This window comes from Rhizobacter koreensis, from assembly GCF_013366375.1.
GTDB classification, from domain to species: Bacteria; Pseudomonadota; Gammaproteobacteria; order Burkholderiales; family Burkholderiaceae_C; genus Schlegelella_A; species Schlegelella_A koreensis.
Window position 1 is genome coordinate 178,690 of record NZ_JABWMJ010000010.1, and the last position, 20,589, is coordinate 199,278.

At 68.7% G+C, this 20,589-nt stretch carries 17 protein-coding genes; 10 read left to right on the forward strand and 7 right to left on the reverse strand.

Annotated elements, in window-relative coordinates:
* Window positions 1–75 precede the first annotated feature (75 nt).
* Window positions 76–1,698: an MFS transporter gene (locus tag HQN59_RS19955; RefSeq protein WP_176070881.1), complete on the reverse strand. Its 1,623-nt coding sequence runs from the start codon at window positions 1,696–1,698 to the stop codon at window positions 76–78.
* Between the two features lie 157 nt (window positions 1,699–1,855).
* Window positions 1,856–2,962 (reverse strand): alkene reductase, encoded by a 1,107-nt coding sequence (locus HQN59_RS19960; protein ID WP_176070882.1) that lies wholly within the window; start codon window positions 2,960–2,962, stop codon window positions 1,856–1,858.
* 199 nt (window positions 2,963–3,161) lie between these two features.
* Between HQN59_RS19960 and HQN59_RS19965 the strand changes: the two genes are divergently transcribed.
* Both HQN59_RS19965 and HQN59_RS19970 read left to right on the forward strand, forming a co-directional pair.
* Window positions 3,162–3,368 (forward strand): dodecin, encoded by a 207-nt coding sequence (locus tag HQN59_RS19965; RefSeq protein ID WP_176070883.1) that lies wholly within the window; start codon window positions 3,162–3,164, stop codon window positions 3,366–3,368.
* An 89-nt stretch (window positions 3,369–3,457) separates the two neighbouring features.
* The gene (locus HQN59_RS19970; protein ID WP_176070884.1) at window positions 3,458–4,567 is read left to right on the forward strand and encodes a CaiB/BaiF CoA transferase family protein; all 1,110 of its coding nucleotides are present in this window, start codon (window positions 3,458–3,460) and stop codon (window positions 4,565–4,567) included.
* A gap of 138 nt (window positions 4,568–4,705) precedes the next feature.
* On the opposite strand, the gene HQN59_RS19975 is transcribed toward HQN59_RS19970, so the two are convergent.
* Window positions 4,706–6,814: a TonB-dependent receptor family protein gene (locus HQN59_RS19975; RefSeq protein WP_425342754.1), complete on the reverse strand. Its 2,109-nt coding sequence runs from the start codon at window positions 6,812–6,814 to the stop codon at window positions 4,706–4,708.
* A gap of 466 nt (window positions 6,815–7,280) precedes the next feature.
* Here HQN59_RS19975 and HQN59_RS19980 point away from each other — a divergent pair, with 466 nt between their 5' ends.
* The 4 genes from HQN59_RS19980 to HQN59_RS19995 all read left to right on the forward strand — a co-directional run bounded on the left by HQN59_RS19980 (window position 7,281) and on the right by HQN59_RS19995 (window position 10,779).
* Window positions 7,281–8,297, forward strand: coding sequence for a TRAP transporter substrate-binding protein (locus tag HQN59_RS19980; RefSeq protein WP_176070886.1), 1,017 nt, complete (start codon window positions 7,281–7,283; stop codon window positions 8,295–8,297).
* Window positions 8,298–8,428: 131 nt separating this feature from the next.
* The gene (locus tag HQN59_RS19985; RefSeq protein WP_176070887.1) at window positions 8,429–8,983 is read left to right on the forward strand and encodes a TRAP transporter small permease subunit; all 555 of its coding nucleotides are present in this window, start codon (window positions 8,429–8,431) and stop codon (window positions 8,981–8,983) included.
* Between the two features lie 47 nt (window positions 8,984–9,030).
* Complete coding sequence (locus HQN59_RS19990; protein ID WP_176070888.1) at window positions 9,031–10,311, forward strand: TRAP transporter large permease; 1,281 nt, start codon at window positions 9,031–9,033, stop codon at window positions 10,309–10,311.
* Between the two features lie 12 nt (window positions 10,312–10,323).
* Window positions 10,324–10,779, forward strand: coding sequence for a type II 3-dehydroquinate dehydratase (locus HQN59_RS19995; protein ID WP_176070889.1), 456 nt, complete (start codon window positions 10,324–10,326; stop codon window positions 10,777–10,779).
* A gap of 213 nt (window positions 10,780–10,992) precedes the next feature.
* On the opposite strand, the gene HQN59_RS20000 is transcribed toward HQN59_RS19995, so the two are convergent.
* The 4 genes from HQN59_RS20000 to HQN59_RS20015 all read right to left on the reverse strand — a co-directional run bounded on the left by HQN59_RS20000 (window position 10,993) and on the right by HQN59_RS20015 (window position 16,433).
* Window positions 10,993–12,753, reverse strand: a complete 1,761-nt coding sequence (locus HQN59_RS20000) for a thiamine pyrophosphate-dependent enzyme (protein ID WP_176070890.1) — start codon at window positions 12,751–12,753, stop codon at window positions 10,993–10,995.
* A 75-nt stretch (window positions 12,754–12,828) separates the two neighbouring features.
* A complete protein-coding gene (locus HQN59_RS20005; protein ID WP_176070891.1) occupies window positions 12,829–13,716 on the reverse strand; it encodes a citryl-CoA lyase in 888 nt (295 codons plus the stop codon).
* Window positions 13,713–14,915, reverse strand: a complete 1,203-nt coding sequence (locus HQN59_RS20010; RefSeq protein WP_176070892.1) for a CaiB/BaiF CoA transferase family protein — start codon at window positions 14,913–14,915, stop codon at window positions 13,713–13,715. The genes HQN59_RS20005 and HQN59_RS20010 overlap by 4 nt, the downstream gene beginning before the upstream one ends.
* Before the next feature lie 27 nt (window positions 14,916–14,942).
* Complete coding sequence (locus tag HQN59_RS20015; protein WP_176070893.1) at window positions 14,943–16,433, reverse strand: aldehyde dehydrogenase; 1,491 nt, start codon at window positions 16,431–16,433, stop codon at window positions 14,943–14,945.
* 184 nt (window positions 16,434–16,617) lie between these two features.
* On the opposite strand from HQN59_RS20015, the gene HQN59_RS20020 reads away from it, so the two are divergent.
* The 4 genes from HQN59_RS20020 (at window position 16,618) to HQN59_RS20035 (ending at window position 20,527) form a co-directional block, all read left to right on the forward strand.
* Window positions 16,618–17,418 carry an IclR family transcriptional regulator gene (locus HQN59_RS20020; protein ID WP_176070894.1) on the forward strand — a complete coding sequence of 267 codons (801 nt, stop codon included), beginning with the start codon at window positions 16,618–16,620 and terminating at the stop codon, window positions 17,416–17,418.
* Between the two features lie 478 nt (window positions 17,419–17,896).
* Window positions 17,897–18,646: a PEP-CTERM sorting domain-containing protein gene (locus HQN59_RS26880; protein ID WP_176070895.1), complete on the forward strand. Its 750-nt coding sequence runs from the start codon at window positions 17,897–17,899 to the stop codon at window positions 18,644–18,646.
* 236 nt (window positions 18,647–18,882) lie between these two features.
* Window positions 18,883–19,905, forward strand: a complete 1,023-nt coding sequence (locus HQN59_RS20030; protein ID WP_176070896.1) for a ThuA domain-containing protein — start codon at window positions 18,883–18,885, stop codon at window positions 19,903–19,905.
* 172 nt (window positions 19,906–20,077) lie between these two features.
* A complete protein-coding gene (locus HQN59_RS20035) occupies window positions 20,078–20,527 on the forward strand; it encodes a hypothetical protein (RefSeq protein WP_176070897.1) in 450 nt (149 codons plus the stop codon).
* Window positions 20,528–20,589: the final 62 nt, after the last annotated feature.

Consider the following 20,589-nt stretch of genomic DNA (forward strand, 5'->3'; position numbering starts at 1 on the left):
GCGTCTGGGCACCGAAGGGGCGGCGAAGCTTGCGAGCCTCGTCGCGGGGCGAGCGCCTTCAAGGCGCGAGCCGCCCTACTGCCGTACCGACTGCGCGATGTAGCGCGTGACGCGCGGGGTCGCGCCGCCGACGTGGAACGAGAAGCGGCGTTCGCGCAGTGCGATGTCGAATGCCGTCATGCGCTCGAAGTGGCGCAGGTGCTCGACCCACGACTCGTCGACGAAGTGCTCGACGAAGCGGTTCGGCTGCGCGGCATCGCGGAACAGGCTCCACGACAGCATTCCGTGGCGCAGGCGGTTGCGTCGGCTGTCCTGCATCACCTGCAGGAATTCGTCGGTCCGCGCCGGGTCGATCACGTACTCGATGGTCACCAGCACCGGACCTTCGCGCAGGTCGAGGTCGATCTCGGTGCCGGCGGGACGCGCGAATTCGGTCGGCGTGAGGTCCTCCTCGGTGCCGGTGGGGGGCAGCAGCCGCTTGGTCAGCACCGCCGCGGTGATCGCGCAGAGCGCCGCGGCGACCAGGCTGGTGCGCACGTCGGTCCAGGTCGCGATCTGGCCCCAGAGCGCCGCGCCGGCCGCGCTCGACCCCATCAGCGCCATCTGGAAGATCGACATGCCGCGCGCCCGCACCCAGTCGGGCAGCGACATCTGCGCCGACACCGTCAGTGAGTTGGCGACGGTGATCCAGGCCGCCCCGGCGACCATCATCGACGGCGTCGCGACGACGATGTTCGGCGCGACGCTCACGACCAGTGTCGCCAGCGCGTGCACCCCGGTGCCGTAGGCGACCAGCCGGTCCGAATCGAGTCGGCGTCGCAGGCGCGGCAGGAACAGCGCCGCGGTGATCGCGCCGAACCCCATCGATGCCAGCAGCAGCGTGAACGTGCCGGCGTCGCCGCCGCGCAGGCCCCGCGCGACCAGCGGCAGGAGACCGAGCAGCGCCGTCGATTGCAGGAAGAACAGCGCGACGCGAATGATGATCGAATGCATCGGCCGCGACTGCCAGACGTACTGCGCGCCGACCCGCATGGCGCCGACGAAGCGCTCGCCGGGCAGCGCGCTCACCTTCTGCTCGCGTCGCCAGCGGCTGATCACGAACGCGGCGAGCACCGAGAGCGTGGCGTTGAGCGCGAACACGTAGGCACTGCCCAGGCTCGCGATGATCGCGCCGGCGAGGATCGGCCCGACGATGCGCGACGCGTTCATGGCGACGCCGTTGAGCGCGAGCGCCGACGAGAGCTGATGGCGCGGCACCAGCTCGGGGATGATCGCCGCGAACACCGGCCAGCGCATCGCGAGGCCCACGCCGTTGGCGAACGTCAGAGCCAGCAGCACCGGGGCGCTCATCGCGCCGATGCTGACCACGAAGCAGACCAGCAGGGCGACCACCGCGACCCAGATCTGCGTGACCATGAAATAGCGCCGGCGGTCGAGGATGTCGGCGAGCGCGCCGCTCGGCAGGCCGAGCAGGAACACCGGCAAGGTCGACGCCGACTGCACCAGTGCCACCATCACCGGCGACGAGGTCAGCGACGTCATCAGCCACGCCGCCGCGACGTCGTTCATCCACATGCAGGCGTTGGCGGTCGCCCAGACGCCCCACAGCATGCGGAACACCGGCTGGCGCAGCGGCGCCCAGGGCCCGGCAGGCGGCGGCGTCACCGGTGAGAGGTCGGTGATGGACGGCTGGCTCATGACGCAACGTTAACCCGTCGCGCGCGCGTGCCGGCGGGCACCGCGGTGCGGCATCGCTGTCGGCGAAGACGCAGGTGGGCGAGCTGCGGCACCAGGCGGCGCCGGCGAACGCTCTCCCCGCAACTGGCGTGTCGCCGCGCCTCGCGGCTCGTCGAACTCAGCCCGCCGTCGCCTCCTCCAGCGCCGGGTAGTCGGTGTAGCCCTCCGCACCGCGCCCGTACAGCGTCTCGCGCACCGGCTGGGCGAGCGGCGCGTCGCGACGCAGGCGCTCGACCAGGTCAGGGTTGGCGATGAACGGGCGACCGAACGCCACCAGGTCGGCACGCCCGCTCGCGACCGCGTCGATCGCCATCGCGCGGGTGTAGCCGTTGTTGGCGATCCAGGCACCGTTCGGGTGGCCGGCCTTGTAGCGCTCGCGCAGCGCGCCGAAGTCGAACGGCGCGACGTCGCGCGGGCCGCCGGTCGCCCCTTCGATGACGTGAATGAACGCGAGGCGCAGCGGCGCGAGCTGCTCGACCACCTCGTTGAAGAGCCCTTGCGAGTCGCTGTCGAGGCCGGCGTCGTTGGCGGGCGTCACCGGCGACAGCCGGAGCCCGGTGCGGCCGGCGCCGATCTCGCCGACCACGGCGCGCATCACCTCGAGCAGCAGGCGCATGCGGTTGGCACGCGAGCCGCCGTAGTCGTCGGTCCGGTCGTTGATGCTGTCGCGCAGGAACTGTTCGAGCAGGTAGCCGTTGGCGCCGTGCACCTCGACACCGTCGAAGCCGGCGTCGATGGCGTTGCGCGCCGCCCGCCGGTAGTCGTCGACGATGCCGGGCAGCTCGTCGGTACGCAGCGCGCGCGGCGCCGACACTTCCTCGAAACCCTTGGCGGTGAAGGTCTTGGCGGCCGCGCGCCGGCTCGTGCTCGACACCGGCACCTCGCTGTCGGGCAGCAGCGAGGTGTGCGAGATGCGGCCGACGTGCCACAGCTGCAGCGCGATGCGCCCCCCGGCGGCGTGCACCGCGTCGGTGACGCGGCGCCAGCCGGCGACCTGCTCGGCCGAATGAATGCCCGGCGTGTCGAGATAGCCCTGTCCGGTCGGCGAGATCTGGGTGGCCTCGGCAATGATGAGCCCGGCGCTCGCGCGCTGGGCGTAGTAGGTCGCCATCAGCTCGGTCGGGGTCTGGCGCGGACCGGCGCGGTCGCGCGTCAGCGGGGCCATGGCGATGCGGTTGGCGGCTTCGATGTCGCCAACCCGGATGGGGTCGAAGAGAGTCGGCATGGATGCGTGAGAGTTTCTGGAGGATCGGGATGCAGCGCCCGGGGGCCATGGGTGGCGGCCCGGCGCGCGACCCCGGGCGACGGCAGATGACGTGCCCGCCGCGGCGTCGGTGAGCTCGCGGCACGTGCCGAGCCGCCCCGGTTGCGCGTCGCGCGATCAGCCCGCATGCTCGGGCGTCTTTCCACCTCAGGAGCCCACGATGACCGACCACGTCTACAAGATGCTCGAGCTGACCGGATCGTCGAACACCAGCATCGAGGACGCGGTGCAGACCGCGATCTCGAAAGCACACGAGACCGTGCGCAACATCCGCTGGTTCAAGGTCTGCGAGACGCGCGGCCACGTCGTCGAAGGCAGGGTCGAGCACTGGCAGGTCACGATCAAGGTCGGCTTCACGCTCGAATAGCGCGCCCGTCCGCGGGTCATCGGTAGACTGCGCCGCGACCGCCCGTGGCGCACGGGCGGCGCGAAACCGAGCCCGAGAGGACGCTGCCGATGCCTGCTCCCCACCCATCGCCGAGCGGACCGCTGGTCGGTGTGCGCGTCGTCGAGTTCGCCGGCATCGGCCCGGGCCCGTTCGCCTGCATGTTGCTGTCCGACATGGGCGCCGACGTGGTGACGATCGAGCGCCCGAACGCGCACGTGGGCGACCGCACCCACATCGCCGGACGCGGGCGCCGCGTGCTGCGCGCCGATCTCAAGAGCCCGCGCGACCGCGAGGCCGTGCTCGCCTTGCTCGAGCGCGCCGACGTGCTGGTCGAGGGCTTCCGCCCCGGCGTGATGGAGCGCCTCGGACTCGGACCCGACGCGGTGCGCGCGCGCAACCCGCGCCTGGTCTACGGCCGCATGACGGGTTGGGGCCAGCACGGCCCGCTCGCGCATGCGGCGGGCCACGACATCGACTACATCGCGATCACCGGCGCGCTCCATGCGATCGGCCCCGCGGGCGGCGCGCCGGTGCCGCCGCTCAACCTGCTCGGCGACTACGGCGGCGGCAGCCTTTATCTGGTTACCGGCATCCTCGCCGCCCTGCTCGAGGCGCGCACCTCGGGCCAGGGGCAGGTGGTCGACGCCGCGATCAGCGACGGCGTGATCTCGCTGATGAGCTACGCGATCTCGCAGCGCCTGCGCGGCGTGTTGCGCGAGGAGCGCGGCAGCAATCTGCTCGACGGCGGCGCGCCGTTCTACAGCGTCTACGAGACCGCCGACGCGAAGCACCTTGCGGTCGGACCGATCGAGCCGCCGTTCTTTGCCGAGCTGTGCGAGCGCATCGGCCTGGCCGATTCGTGGCGCGCGTTGCAGAACGAACGCGCGCGCTGGCCCGAGCTGCGCGCCGAGCTCGCACGCATCTTCCGCAGCCGGACCCGTGACGAATGGGTGCATCTGCTCGGGTCCACCGATGCCTGCGTGGCGCCGGTGCTCGCGCTGAGCGAAGCCCCGGCGCACCCGCACAACGCGGCGCGCGAGGCCTTCGTCGACGTCGACGGCGTCCGTCATCCGGCGCCGGCACCCCGCTTCTCGCGAACGCCCTCGCGCATCCAGGGTGCGCCACCCGAGGAAGCGTCGAACGTCGACGAGCTGATGGCGAGCTGGCCGCTTCGATGAGCGGCGCGGCGCCGGCGCCGCGTGGTGCATGGTCACGCCGCTGCCAGCGTCGGCGCAATACCGTTTGCGACGCTTCGGGCGACACGTGGCACCAGGCAGACGCAGCGCCGCAAGCGCGCCCCGCTGCCGGCGCCGGCGTCAGAAGCGCAGCGACCCGGTCAGCCCGGCGGTCCAGATGCGGCCCGGCGCCGGCTCGAAGTAGCGCGCGTTGCCCTCGTTCACGATCACCGAGCCGATGTAGCGCTTGTCGAACACGTTGTCGACGCGGCCGAACGCGGCGAGATCCCAGGGTCCGAGCTTGGCGACGTAGCCGACGTTCACGTTCGCGGTGACGTAGCGCCGCGCGGCGTCGCTGTTGGCGTCGTTGACGAACACGCCGCCGAGCGCGCGCGCCTCGATGCCGGCGCGCCAGCCCTGCACCGGCGCCCAGCCGAGCGCGGCATAGAGCGACTGCCGCGCCACGCCCGGGATCCGGTTGCCCGAGGGAATGGTGAGGTTCGGCGTGTTGCACGGGCTTCCGGTGCAGGTCGCAAACGCGTCACGGTAGCGCGCGTCGAGCCAGGTGTAGGCGACCTGCGCACGCAGGTCGTTCGCGAAGTCCTGGCTCCAGGCGGCCTCGATGCCGCGGCGTCGCGTCGACCCCGCGTTCTGGAACGTCGAGCGGCCGCCGACATTGCTCAGCGTGACGATCTCGTCCTTGGTGCGGGTCTGGAACAGCGCCAGGCCGAACTGGCCCCACGCCGCGGCGCGCGTCTTCACGCCCACTTCGAGGTTGTTGCTGCGTGCCGGGTCGAGGTCGAGGTTGAGCCCGGTCTGACCATTCGCGCGGTACGCCAGCTCGTTGAGCGTCGGCGTCTCGAAGCCGCGCCCGGCGGTCGCGTAGAGGTGCACGTTGTCGGTGGCCTTGAACATCAGGCCGAGCACCGGCAAGGTCGCGGAGTAGTTGACGCCGCCGCTGTCGTCGGGGTTGGTGCCGGCGACGTAGTGGTCGCGCGAGGAGAAGCGCACCTTGCTGTGGCGCAGGCCCGCGTTGAGCGTCCAGCGCGGCGCGAACTCGAACGAGCCCTGCAGGTACTGGTCGAAGTTCGAGACCCGGTTGTTCTCGTCGCGGCGCAGCGCGCCCAGCACGCCGGTCTCGGTGCCGACGAAGTTCTGGTAGCCGCGCCGATGCTCACGGAGCAGGTCGTAGGCGATCCCTGCGACCACCGAAAGCGGCGCGCCCCCGAGCCGCCAGCGGCCGGTCCAGCGCAGGTCGGTGCCGCTGTAGTTGCGGTCGAGGTCGATCACGCCACCGGGGTGTAGCGGGCTCGCCTGCGGGCCGGTCGGGATCGCCTGGAACTGCTCGGTCGCGCGCGTGCCGGCGTAGACCAGCGCGCGCAGCGAGTGGTTGGCGTCGATGCGGTGCTCGTAGGTCGCCCCGAGCTGCGTCTGCTCGACCGTCTTGCGGGTGTCGAAGCTCAGTGCCGACGGGTCGACGCCGCGCGGGTCGGCCTCGAACTGCGCGCGCGTGAGGCCGAGCGGGTCCTGCGCCTTGGGCAGCGCGAAGTGGTTGGCGACCAGCGTGAACTTGCCGTCATCGGTCGGCTTCAGCGTCAGCTTGGCGTTGACGAGACGGCGCTCGGACTTGCTGTGGTCGCGGTAGCCGTCGGTCGAGAACTCGCTCGCGCTCACCACGTAGCCGAACGGGCCGTTCGACCCGCTCGCCTTGAGGCCCACGCGGTAGGTCGAGTCGCTGCCTGCGGCGACGCTGGTGCTGACCGTCGGCGCGCCCTCGCCCTCTTCCGTGAAGACCTGGATCACGCCGCCCGACGAGTTGCCGTAGAGGGACGAGAACGGGCCCCGCAGCACCTCGATGCGGTCCGCCGAGCCGAGGTCGATGTGAGAAAGCTGGCCCTGGCCGTCGGGCAGCGTCGCCGGCACGCCGTCGACGTACACGCGCACGCCGCGGATGCCGAACGTCGAGCGTGCGCCGAAGCCGCGTACCGAGATCTGCACGTCCTGCGCGTAGTTCTGGCGGTCGCGTGCCAGGAGGCCCGGCACGCTGCCGAGCGTCTCGGAGATGTTGACCTGCGGGCGCGCGTCGCGGATGAGCTCGCCCGAGATGAGGTCGATCGATGCCGGCACGTCGAACGGCGCGACTTCGGTGCGCGTGGCGGTGACGACGACCGGCGCGAGCTGGGTCGTGGGGCTCGCCGGCGCCCCGCCGGTCGGGCCGGCGGGCGTCTGCGCATGGGCGAGGCTGCCGATCGCGCAGGCGCTCGCCGCGAGGGCGAGCGGTGCAAGGCGGAAGTGGCGTGCGCTCGCGGACGGGCGCCTCGCTGCGGCGGCGAGGAACGCCGGCGTGGCGCTTCGGAAATGGCTCATGGGAACGGGGAGTTGAATGGGGAAACCGGCAGCGGGCCCTCGCCGGCACGACAGCCGAGCCTACGGCCCGCACACCAAAGCCGAAAGCTCGAACCGCTTGGGACCTTCGATGGCAACATCCGCCTCGCGACGAAACGGACAACCAGCAAAGGGCCGCTAATGAAACGGCCCGGGCCTTTTTCGTCCATCAGGGGCAACCCTGGGTTCACCTGTGCCTTGGCGCATCTAAAATTTGAAACTTAGTTCTACTGCATAGAACGGTGTGGCAGGCGATCCAGCCTGCGAGCGCCGTGTTTCCAGCCCGCCGCCACGGGCATGCGCTGGCACAGGTTCAAACCCAGGAGAGATGATGAAGTTCCCATTCACGAAGTTGGCGGCCGTGCTCGTCACGGGCCTTGCGGCGACCTTCGGCGCGCAGGCACAGGACATCCAGGAGCGCACGATCCGCTTCGGCCACCTCAACAACACCGATCACCCGGTGAGCATGGGCGTCAAGCGCTTCACCGAACTGGTCGCCAAGAAGAGCGGCGGCAAGATCACGGTCAAGGAGTTCCCGTCGAACCAGCTCGGCAACGAGATGCAGCAGCAATCGGCGCTGCAGGGCGGCGTGCAGGAGATGACCGCGCCGGCGACGACGTCGCTGGTCGGCATCGTCAAGGAGTTCGGCCTCGTCGACTTCCCGTTCATCGTCTCGAACTTCCGTCAGGCCGATGCGCTGCTCGATGGTCCGCTCGGCCGCCAGCTCACGGCGCGCCTACCTGAGCGGGGCCTCGTGGCGCTCACGTTCTGGGACCTGGGTTTCCGCAACGTCACCAACAGCAAGCGCCCGATCACCAAGGGCGAGGACCTCGAAGGCATCAAGCTGCGCGTGATCCCGAACCCGGTGTTCCTCGACACCTTCCGCGCGTTCAAGGCCAACCCGGTGCCGCTGCCGTTCGCGGAGCTCTACAACGCGCTCGAGAGCCGCGCGGTGGACGGTCAGGAGAACCCGTTCTCGGTGATCCTTTCGAACAAGTTCTACGAGGTCAACAAGTACCTCAGCCAGACCAACCACGTCTACGCCGCGAACATCGTCCTGATCAGCAAGCGCTTCTGGGACCGCCTCTCGCCGACCGAGCAGCGCATCCTCCAGGAAGCCGCCAACGAGTCGCGTGACTACCAGCGCACCGTGAGCCGCGAAGCCGGTGCGAAGGCGCTCAACGAGCTCAAGACCAAGGGCATGCAGATCAACGAGCTCTCGCCCGCCGAGCTCGGCCGCATGCGCGCGGCCGTGCGCCCGATTTACGACAAGTTCTCGGCCGAGTACGACCCGGCCGTCGTTTCGACCTTCCGCAGCGAACTCGAACGCGTGCAGAAGCTGCAGTGATCGCGCGGGCCCGTTGGGGCCCGCTTTGTCTTGCCGGGCCGCGCCCGGGTCGTTCTCGCGACCCGGGCGGCGGCCAATTTGTTGCCGGGAGTGCTCGAGCCAGCTTCCGGTCCTGATCGTGAAGGACGCTCGTGGAACGTATCGCCGACCTCTACTGCAAGTTTCTGGGCGCGCTCATCGCGGTCGGGCTGATGATCATGGTCGCGCTGGTGTTCGGCAACGCCGTGCTGCGCTACCTCTTCAACTCGGGCATCACGGTGTCCGAGGAGCTCTCGCGCTGGATATTCGTGTGGATCACGTTCCTCGGCGCGGTGGTCGCGATCCGCAACCACGCTCACCTGGGCACCGACTTCCTGGTGGGCCGCCTGCCGCCGCTGGGCAAGAAGGTCTGTCTCGTTCTCGGGCACGGGTTGATGCTGTGGGTGTGCTGGCTGCTGTTCCAGGGCAGCCTCGAGCAGACCAAGATCAACATGCAGTCTCTCGCGCCGTCGACCCAGCTGCCGGTCGCGATCGTCTACGCCTCGGGGATCGTGTTCGCGGTGTCGGCCGCTCCCCTGCTCCTCCTGGACCTCTGGCTCGTCCTGAGCGGTCGGGTCGCCGACGAGGACCTGGTGATGATCAAGGAGTCCGAGGACAACGTGCCCGTCGCGCCGGCCGGCGGCGACGCCCACGCGAAGTCGCACTGATTGCCGCTCGTCGACCGCACCGCCCACCTTTCTAGCGAATCCTTCCCATGACCATCGCGATCTTTATCGGCTCCCTGCTGCTGGCCATGGCGATCGGCATCCCGATCGCATTCGCCCTTCTCGTCAGCGGCGTCGCGCTGATGGCGCACCTCGACATCTTCGACGCACAGATCCTGGCGCAGAACGTGGTCGGCGGCGCCGACAACTACCCGCTGCTGGCCATCCCGTTCTTCCTGCTTGCCGGCGAGATCATGAACGTCGGTGGCCTGTCGAAGCGGATCGTCGAGTTCGCGATGGCGCTGGTCGGTCACATTCGCGGTGGCCTCGGCTACGTGGCGATCGTCGCCTCGGTGCTGCTCGGTGCGCTGTCCGGCAGCGCGGTCGCGGACGCCGCCGCGCTGTCTGCGATCCTGCTGCCGATGATGATCGCGGCCGGCCACAAGCCCGAGCGCGCCGCCGGCCTCATCTCGGCGTCGAGCGTGATCGCGCCGGTGCTGCCGCCGTCGATCGGCCTGATCATCTTCGGCGTGACGGCCAACGTGTCGATTTCCAAGCTCTTCCTCGCCGGCATCTTTCCCGGCCTGCTGGTGGGCCTGGCCCTGTGGATCACCTGGGCCATCGTCGCCCGCCACGAGAACATCGTGCCGCCGCCGCGCAAGTCGCTCGGCGAGCTCTGGGGCACGTTCCGTCGCTGCGTGTGGGCGCTGATCCTGCCGGTGATCATCCTGGTCGGCCTGCGAATGGGCGTCTTCACGCCGACCGAGGCCGGCGTGATCGCGGCGGTGTACGCGTTGTTCGTCTCGGCCGTGGTCTATCGCGAACTGCGCCTGTCGCAGCTCTGGGGCATCTTCAACATCGCGGCGCGCACCACCTCGATCGTGATGTTCCTGATCGCGGCCGCCATGGTGTCGTCGTGGCTGATCACGGTCGCCGACCTGCCCGGCAAGGTCGTCGGCCTGCTCGAGCCGATGCTCGGCAGCCCCACGCTGCTGATGTTCGCGATCATGATCCTCGTGATGATCGTCGGCACGGCGATGGACATGACGCCGACCATCCTGATCCTGACGCCGGTGCTGATGCCGGTGATCAAGGCGGCCGGCATCGACCCGGTCTACTTCGGCGTGCTGTTCATCATGAACAACGCGATCGGGCTGATCACGCCACCGGTGGGCGTCGTCCTCAACGTCGTGGCGGGCGTCGGGCGAATGTCGATGGACAGCGTCACGAGGGGCGTGATGCCGTTCATGGTGTCGCAGTTCGCCATCATGTTCGCGATGGTGCTCTTCCCCTGGCTGGTGACGGGTCCGGCGCGCCTGCTCCACGGCTGATCGCGACGCGCGATGGTCCGCCGCCCTGTCTACGTCCTCAACGGGACCAACCTCAACATGCTGGGGCGGCGCGAGCCGCACCTGTATGGCGGCACCACGCTGGCGCAGATCAAGGACCGTGTCGAGGCGTTGGCGAGCGAGCTCGGCATCACGCTCGAGTTTCGCCAGACCAACCACGAAGGGGTGATGATCGACTGGATCCAGGAGGCGTTCGAGCGCGACGCCGCCGTGATCATCAATCCGGCCGGCTTCTCGTTCGACTGCATTCCGATCCTCGACGCGCTCAAGCTGATCCGGCCGCCGCTCGTGGAGGTGCACATCACCAACATCCACGCGCGCGGCGAGCAGTACCAGCACTCGCTCGTGTCGCTGATCGCGACCGGCGTGATCGCCGGCCTCGGCGCTTCGGGCTACCTGCTCGCGCTCCGGCACATCGCCGAGATCCTCGACGAGCCCGCGCCGGCCTGACCCGGGGCCCTCGCCTCGCATGGGAACGCCGGCCGCGAGCCGGCGTTTTCGCTTCTGCATGGTGCCGCGCCTCGCCGACGCCGGTGCTGCGAGGTCGCAAGTCCCGTCGACGGATCGATCGACGGTCTGCCCAGACGACGACGCCGGCGGGTGCCGGCGTGGTTGCTGCGGGCGGGCTCTTGCCGAGCCCTGCCGCCCGAAGGCGGCGCTCGGTCAGGGGATCGCGACGTGCGAGACCGCGAGGCCCGGCGAGTAGATGTGGTTGATGTTCCAGTGGCCGGCAGTCGGCACCGGCTCGTTCAGCATCGACACATCGATGACGAAGGGCTTCCCGGATGCCACCGCTTGGGCGAGCACCGTCTTGAACTGCTCGGCCGATTCGATGCGCACGCCCTCGGCGCCGTAGGCACGTGCGACCGCGCCGAAGTCGGGCGAGTACGGCTCGCCGTCCTTGCGGAACAAGGTGCCCATCGTCGTGCCGTAGTGCGCCTTCTGCAGGCCGGCGATCGTGCCGTAGGCGTAGTTGTTCATCACGACCCAGACCACCGGAATGTTCATCTCGACGGCGGTCGCGAGCACCGACGGGTTCTGGCCGAAGCCGCCGTCGCCGACCAGCGCGACGACGAGGCGGTCGGGGCACGCCAGCTTGGCGCCGAGCGCGGCCGGGGCGCCGAAGCCCATGGTCGCGTAGCCGCCCGGCGTGAGGATGCTGCCCGGCGTGTAGATCGGGAACTGCTGGCCGACGCCGTTCTTGTTCCAGCCCACGTCGGTGGTGACGATGCCGTCGCGCGGCAGCACCTCGCGAACCACCGAGAGGATGCGCTCGGGGCGCATCGGGTAGGCCGCGTTCTTGACGTGCTCCCGGTTGCCGGCGATGAACTCGGCGCGGTAGTCCTGGATCGCGTTCAGCAGCGCTTCGTTCTTGCGGCCTTCCGGCAGCAGGCGGCGCGCGACGCGGTTCAGCACCTTGAGCGCTTCCTTCAGATCGGTGACCACGCCGATCTCGACCGGGAAGTTGCGACCGATCTCGTTCGAGTCGATGTCGATGTGGATCAGCTTCGACGGCGGGAAGCTGAACGTGTACTCGGGCTCCCACGAGCTGCAGTCGGCTTCCTTGAAGCTGGTGCCGAGGCCGATCACCCAGTCGGCTCCGAGGCACTTGTCGTTGACGAACTTGGTGCCCCAAAAGCCCGTCATGCCGAGCGTCAGCGGATGGTCGTCGGGCAGTGCGCCCTTGCCCATCAGCGTGTGCGCGACCGGGATCGAGAGATGCGTCGCGAACTCGCGCAGCTCGTCGGCCGCGTCGGCCAGCAGCACGCCGCCGCCCGCATAGATGAGCGGGTTCCTGGCCTCGACGAGCGTGCGCACGATGCGCTCGGCCGTCACGTCGTCCATCGAGGGCTTCTGCAGCGTCTTGGTGTGCAGCGCCAGGCGCTCGAACAACTTGGTGTCGACCTCCATCGAGAAGATGTCCATCGGCACCGACACCAGCACCGGGCCCGGACGGCCGCTCTCGGCGAGCTGGAACGCCTTCTCGAGGATCTCGGGGAAAAGGTCGGGCCGTTCGACGCGCCAGACGCGCTTGACGAACGGACGGTAGATCTCCGACTGCGACGCGTCGTAGTGGAGGTTGACTTCCTGGTGCGGATGCTTGCCGTAGTAGTGGCTCGGAATGTCGCCGGCGATCACGACCATCGGGATCGAGTCGAGCGCCGCGTTGGCAACCCCCGTCGACGCGTTCGTGAGCCCGGGGCCGAGGTGTGACAGCAGCACCGCGGTCTTCTTCTTGGCGCGCGCGTAGCCGTCGGCCATGTGGGCGGCGATCTGCTCGTGGCGCGTGTTGACGAACGTCACCTTCGAGCCCTCGAGCGCGGCCAGCACCGCGATGTTGGTGTGCCCGCAGAGGCCGAACAGGTATTCGACGCCGCGGTCCTCGAGGTACTTGACGAGCTGCTTGGAGATGGATTGCTTCACGGTGGAACTCACTTTCGATGCAGGGAAGAAAGCGCCACGACCGCCCCGTGGCGGTCGTGGTTGGGGACCTTCGGCTCAGGCCGAGGTCGCGGGATCGGGAGCGAGCGAGCGCGCCGCCGGTCCGGTGTAGCGGTAGGGAATGCTCGGCGCCATCGGGCCCTTGATGCGGCCGCCCTGCTGCGTCTGTTCCCAGGCGTGCGCGAGGATGCCGACCGAGCGCGAGAGGATAAAGATGCCGCGGCCGAGCGGCGGCGCGAAACCGAGCGCCAGGTAGATCACCGCGGTGGCGCCGTCGATGTTCATCGGGATCGGCGCACCCTTGCGGCTTTCGAGCAAGGCCTCGATGCCGAGCGCGATGCGCCCGAAGCGCCCGTCGACGATGCCGGCGGCCTCGGCGTCGCGCACCATCTGCAGGAGTCGCCCCGAACGCGGGTCGACTTTGTGCCAGCGATGGCCGAAGCCCGGGATGATCTTGCCGTTCTTCGCGATGAAGTCGTCGACGACCGCCGCGATCACGTCGGGGCCCGGCTCCGCATCGGGCGACGCATCGCTGATCGCCTGCAGCAGTTCCATGCACTGCTGGCCAGCGCCGCCGTGCACGTCGTCGAGCACGTTGATCGCCGACGCCATGGCGCCGTTGAGCGGCAGCCCGCAGGTGACGCCCATGCGCGCGATCGCGATCGACGGCGCGTGGGGACCGTGGTCGACGCCGGCGACCATGGCGGCCTCGAGCAGTGCGCCCTGCTCGGCGCTCGGCAGGTCGCCGCGCAGCATCAGCCAGACCATCTGCGGAAAGCTCAAGGTGCCGATCAGCTCCTCGATCGGGTAGCCGCGGATGCCGATGCGGCCCGGCTTGATGTCGATGATCGAGGTCGACCACCAGTCGGTGGCCTCCTGCACGCGCTGCTCGGCGGTCTTGACGGGCCGCTTGTCGCCGGTCTTGTCGATCGCCCGGTCGTTCATAGGGCCCCCGCGGCGCGCAGGCGCTCGATCTCGTCGGGCGTGTAGCCGAGCTCCGTGAGGATCGCGTCGGTGTGCTGCCCGAGCCGCGGCGGCGGCGCCTCGACGTCAGGCTCGCCACCCGACAGCTTGAACCCGGCGCGCGTGACCGTGAGCGGACGACCGATCGTCTCGGGGTCGTCGAAGGTCTTGAGCAGCTGGCGGTGCGCGATCTGCGGCAGTGCCAGTGCCTGCGGCACCGTGAGCACCGCGCCGGCGGGAACGCCGATGCGGTTGAAGATGCGCTCCCACTCGGCGCAGGGCCGCGTGCGGAGGGTCTCCTCGAGCTCGGCCGTGAGCGCCGCGCGGTTGCGCTTGCGGTCCTCGCGCTTGGCGAAGCGCGGGTCGGTGGCCAGGTCCTCGCGTCCCATCGCGCCCACGAGCGCCACGAACTGCTCCTGCTTGTTGGCCGCGATGTTGAGCAGGCCGTCCTTGGCCTTGAACGCGCCCGAGGGCGCTGCGGTGAAGTTGTCGTTGCCCTGCGGGCTCGGTTCGACGCCGGCCGTGAGGTAGTTCGACACCACCCAGCCCATCGCGGTGAGCGCGGTGTCGAGCATCGAGACATCGATGCAGGCGCCCTCGCCCGTCGCATGGCGACGCACCAGCGCGCTGCTGATCGCGAATGCCGCGGTCATGCCGGCGAGCGTGTCGGCAACCGGATAGCCCACGCGCAGCGGCGCGCACTCGGGCGACCCGGTGATGCTCATGATCCCCGACAGGCCCTGGATGATCTGGTCGTAGGCGGGCGCCGCCTTCATCGGGCCTTCCTGCCCGAACCCGGAGATCGCGCAGTACACGAGGCGCGGGTTGATGTCGGCAAGCTCGGCGTACGAGAAGCCCAGGCGCGCCAGCACGCCAGGCCGGAAGTTCTCGACCAGCACATCGGCCGATTTCACCAGCCGCCGGAACACGTCACGCGACTCGGACGTCTTGAGGTTCAGCGTGACGGACTTCTTGCCGGCGTTCTGGGCCAGGAACGATGCGCCCATGTGGCGCGCGTTCAGTTCGGCGTCGGCGCCGAGCTGACGGGCGAGGTCACCGCCGTCGGGCACCTCGATCTTGATGACGTCGGCACCGAGGAGCGCCAGCTGATAGGCGCAGAACGGCCCCGCGAGGACGTTCGTGAGGTCGAGGACGCGGATACCGTCCAAGGCGTTGCTCATGGCAAGTCTTTCTTTGGGCGGCGTGGCTCAGCGGCGCACGAACGGGTTGGGCACCTCCAGGTCGGACGAGATCCAGACGCACTTGGTGTGCAGGTATTCCTTGATCGCCTCGACGCCGGACTCCCTGCCGATGCCGGATTCCTTGTACCCGCCGAACGGCGAGGTGAAGCTGGTTGCGCGGTAATTGTTGACCCAGACCGTTCCCGCCTGCAACTTCTCGGTCATGAGCATCGCGCGACGCAAGTCACGCGTCCAGACCGCCGCCGCCAGGCCGTACGCCACGTCGTTGCCGATGCGGATCGCCTCGGCTTCGTCGTCGAACGCGATCACCGAGAGCACCGGTCCGAACACTTCTTCCTGCGCGATCCGCATGTCGTTGCGCACGCCGGTGAAGATGGTCGGCTCGACGAACATGCCCGATCCGAGATCGGGGCGCGCCCTGCCGCCGAGCACGCAGGTCGCGCCTTCTCTTTTGGCGATGTCGATGTACGACAGCACCTTCTCGAACTGCGGGCGGGTCGCGATCGGGCCGATCTGGGTCGCGCTGTCGGCGGGGTCGCCGAGTCGCACGTCCTTCATGAAGTCGACCAGCATGCCGACGAAGCGGTCGTGGATCGAGCGCTGCAGGAGCAGGCGCGAGCCGGCCTGGCAGCTCTGGCCGGCGGCGGCGAAGATGCCCGACACCGCGCCCTTGACCGCCTGCTCGAGGTCGGCGTCGTCGAACACGATGTTCGGCGACTTGCCGCCGAGCTCGAGCGTCACCGTCTTGAAGTTGCGAGCGGCGAGCTCGTAGATCTTGCGGCCGGCGAGCGAGCCGCCGGTGAAGCCGATGTGCGCCACGTGCGGGTGCGTGACGAGCGCTTCGCCGACTTCCGGCCCGAGGCCGGTGACGACGTTGACGACGCCCCTCGGGAAGCCCGCCTGGTCGAACAGCCGGGCCAGCTCGAGCATCGAGGCCGACGTGAACTCGCTCGGCTTGATGACGGCGGTGCAGCCCGCGGCGAGCGCCGGCGCCAGCTTCCAGCTCGTCAGCGTGAGCGGCGAGTTCCACGGGGTGATGATCGCGATCACGCCCTTGGCCTCGTAGCGCGTGTAGGCGAACACGCCCTTCTTGTCGGTCGGGATGACCGAGCTCTGCACCTTGTCGGCCAGCCCCGCGTAATAGCGGAAGTAGTCGCCCATGTAACGCACCTGCGCGACCACCTCGACCGCGAGCTTGCCGTTGTCGCGCCGCTCGATCTCCGCCAGGCGCGCGGCGTTCTCGACGATGAGGTCGCCGAGGCGCCAGAGCAGGCGGCCGCGCTCGGACGGCGTCATCTCGGGCCACGCGCCGGCGGCAAACGCACGCTGGGCGGCCTCGACGGCGGCCTCGGCGTCCGCGCGGTTGCCGCGCGGCACCTGCGCCCAGGCGGCGCCGGTGAAGGGGTCTTCGGTCGGCAGGTATTCGCCGGACGACGGCGGTACCTCCTTGCCGTCGATGTAGTGGGCGTAGCGGGGAAGTTCTTGGGAGCTCGTCATGGCCGTCACGGGGCAGGAACGCTGTTCCGGACGCGTCGAGCGTTCCGTTCAGCAAAACATGATTCTACTTTAGGCGTGTTCGCCACATCTAGGTAGACGCCCCAGTTGCATGCCGTTCCGCGCTGGAATGGCTCGCAATTCGGATAACCTCGCTTTGTATGCAAAATTCCCGTCTGGTGCCAACATGACTGAAGAAGGTGGCGTCGCTGCCGTCGAGCGCGCGCTGTCGATCCTGGATGCGCTCACCGAGGACAAGGTGGCGCTCGCCGAGCTGTCCAAGCGCACCGGTCTCTACAAGAGCACCGTGCTGCGCCTCCTGAAGTCGCTCGAGCGCTTCGGCTACGTGGTTCGCAGCGCGGACGGCATGTATCGCCTCGGCTCGCGCGTGCTGCTGCTCGGCTCGCTCTACCAGCGCCACTTCAAGACCTCGGACATCGTGCCGCCGGTGCTGCAGAAGATGGCCGCCGAACTGCACGAGGGCGCCTCGTTCTACGTCGCCGAAGGCGACTCGCGCGTCTGCCTGCACCGGGTCGAGACGACGCGCGCCGTGCGCGACTCGATCCAGGTCGGCGACCACCTGCCGCTCACGGTCGGCGCCGCCGGCCACCTGTTGCGCGCGTTCAGCGGTGCGCGCGGCGAGCAGTACGACTCGATCCGCCGCAACATGTTCGTCGCCTCGTTCGGCGAGCGCGATTCCGAGACCGCGGCGTTCGCGGCGCCGGTGTTCGGGTCGGGCAACGTGCTGGTCGGCGCGCTCAGCGTCTCCGGCCCGCGCTACCGGCTCGAGGCCGCCGGCGAGGCGGCGATCGTTCCGGTGCTCTTCAAGTACGCCAAGGAACTCACCCGCATGTTCGGCGGCAATGTCGACGACACCACGCTCATGGGCTGGAACCTCAAGGACGCACCGCGCAGCAGTTCAGCCGGAGCGGCACGCGGTCCGGCCCGCAGCGCGTCGCGCGCCCTGCTCGACGGCGAGATTCGCTGACCGTCGCCGGCCGCTCGTCGGACGCCGGGCGGCATCAGGCTCGTCGGGCGCCGTTGCGCTCCGACAATTCGGCCCTGGCGGGCGGAGCGGTTTTCCCCCACGCCGCACGAACGCCGCAGCCTTGAGCCAGCGGTCGCTCCTGCCGCGACGGCCGATGCAGCGCGCCGGACGCGCCCCACGGATGCGTTGCCGTTCGTCGGAAAGTGCGGATGAACGGCTTGTTACGCGCCTCCGGCGGCGTCGTATGAGTGATCACCCTAGTGTTGACGCGTCGGACGCGGCGTAGCATTTCGCAACGCCATTTCGTACAGCAGAACGGCTGGCGCGGGGAGCGGTGCGACAAAGCCGCTGCGTGAACGCAACAGTGGGGGAATCAATGAAAACTGAAAGAACGTCTGGAACTGTCCTGCCTTCCCTGAAGGCAGCCGGTGTTGCACTTGCGCTGGCCTGCGCGAGCCACGCGAGCTCGGCTGCGGTCGTGGTCTCCTCGGTCGGTGGCAACGGCAAGGCTTCGGCCGTGACGAGCAGCGGCGCGATCCTGAACTTCGTCGACACCTTCCAGGCGTACGACACCAGCGCCAGCAACGGCGTCACGACCCAATCGCAGTCGCAGTTCTCTTTTGACTGGAACAGCTTCTCGATGACGTCGCAGGCCGGCGGCAACAACAGCGCGTCGGCGGGCAACCTGAACGGCGTCGGGGGCTTTTCGGACCCGACGCTGCCGCTGGACTCGACCGGCGTGTCGGCGCAGGTCAACACCTCGACGACCCCGCAAGCCGGCTTCGGCCCGGTCAACCGGGCATCGGCGACTGCCTTCAAGGAAGTCCAGCTGTTCAACCTCGTGGACGAGGCTGACTTCATCCTGAACGGCGCGCTGACCCCGGTGGCCGGCAGCGTCGACTTCAGCTTCAACTGGTCGCTCCAGGCGACCACCGGTCCGACCAAGCTCGGCGACAGCCCCGAAGCGATGGTGCTCCTGACCATCGACAACCCGTTCGATGTGGCCCTGCCCGGCACCCTGTTCGAGCAGCTCCTGGCATCGGGTCAGCGCAGCGGCACGTTCACGTACCACATGGATCTGGGAGCCAACGACTTCGGCTTCCTGAGCATGACGGCCAGCGCCATCGGGATCTCGCTGATCCCCGAGCCGGGCGCTCTGGCCCTCGTCGGCGTCGGCCTCTTCGGCCTTGCCTTCGCCCGCCGCCGCCGCGATCAAGCCGGCGTCTGAGCTGCGCTGCGGAGCGGCTCACGAAGCCGCTCCGCAGTGGAAACCCTCGACATCGATAGTTCCGATTGACACCCGAGGGTCGCTTCCTATACTGCCGCGACCGTCTAACGAAACGCGGTTCTATCAAACAGAACAGACAGTTAGCCCGTCTGCAACGCCTCCCAGCCCCCTGTGAGCAACGCAGCTTTTCAGCCGATCGATTCGGTTCTTTTCACGACAACAGCAGGAGCAACGAGATGACAACGACAACCGTCAAGACGCTCGCCGCGGGCGCGCTCGCCGCACTCGCAGGTGGCGCTTTCGCGCAGGCAGCCGGCACGCAGGGCCCGATCAACAGCAATCTGCCCAATGGCGCGCCGGCGGCCGCCTTCGACACGACGTACAACGTCTGCCGCGGCGTCTATCCGCAGTGCTACAACGACATGATCCAGCGCACCGGGAACACGGTGCTGATCTATAGCCGCACCGCTGGTCCCCGCCACGCCAACCTCGGCCCCGCGCTGGCCGCCGGCATCAACCGAGCTTCGAACCCCACCGCCGGCCCGCAGCTGACCGCCGCCAACGTCGCGCAGCTGGCGCTGCGGGAATGGCTGGCTGCCGAAGGCATCCAGGCCGACATCACCGAAGACGCGAGCCAGATGCCGGGCCTCGGCAGCAATTACAAGGCCGTGATCTTCATGAGCCCGACGCGCGACACGATGACGCTGCATGGCAAGCAGTCGACGATCACGGTCAACACGTCGGTCAACGCGTCGATCGACGCGCCGAAGACCAACCTGCGCCAGTACATCCGCTCGGGCGGCGGCTTCGTGGGCATCCACAACGCGTTCGGCACCGAATACAACTGGCCGTGGTACGAAGGTCTGCTCGGCAACGCGAACTTCTACGACCACGGTGCCAACCAGCCCGGCACGGTCGTGACGGTCCAGAACGATCCGTCGACGCAAGGCCTGCCGGCGACGTGGCCGCATCAGGACGAGTTCTACAACCTGATGCCGTATCCGACCAAGGTCAAGTTCCTGACGCGCGTCGACGAGAACACGCTGGCGGTGCGTCGCACCACGCACCCGGGCCACGGCAACTTCCACCCCAATGCGTGGTGCCAGTACTACGACGGCGGCCGCTCTTGGGTCACGACCATGGGCCACGATTCGAAGGCGTTCCAGGATGGTTCGGGCTTCCCCGGCCAGCAGGAATTCAAGCGACTCGTCGTGCAGGGCATCAAGTCGGCGATGGGCCTGACGCCGTTCTGCAACTGATTCGCTCCGCGACTTAGTCCTCTCGCAAGTCCCCTGAGTCGCTACGGTGGCCAGGGGGCTTTTTCTTTGGCGTTACCGTTTCGCGCTTTGCCGACGCTGGACCATGACTCTTCAATCGATCGCTTCATCGCACCCGGGTGCCGCCTTGCGCAGAACACGTCGACGCGCCAGCGTGCCTGCACTGGTCGCCTGCCTTGGCTTCGTCCTGTGCGGCGCCGCCGGCGCCGCCGACTCTCACCGACACGAGTTCAGCGACGTCGTAACCGAGACCTACGACGGAACCTGGACCGCGACGTTCGAGCCGGGTCTGGGTGCCACGGGCACTGCCAAGCTCGTGCTTAAAGACTTCGCGGGCACCTGGTCCGATGTCGGTGCGGCCAATCGTCTCAAAGGCACCGCCTGCGGCGGAAAGCCGATGCCGGTGACGATACAGATGAGCCAGAAGGAGCAGTTCGGCTTCACCGTCTTCGGTGTGTCGGTTGCGCCGCAATGCCCCAACTTGACGGTCTCGCTGAACCGAACCGGCGAGAACACGCTCGAGGGAACTGTCGAGAGCTCCCTTACCGAAGGCGAGAAGAAGATACGACTCGTGCGAGTGGCGCAGGCTTCCCGCAAGCGTTGAACGGTACCCGCCGCCCTGGCGGGTCGCCAGCCCCGACTGCCCGCGCGAAGCGGCTTTGTCGC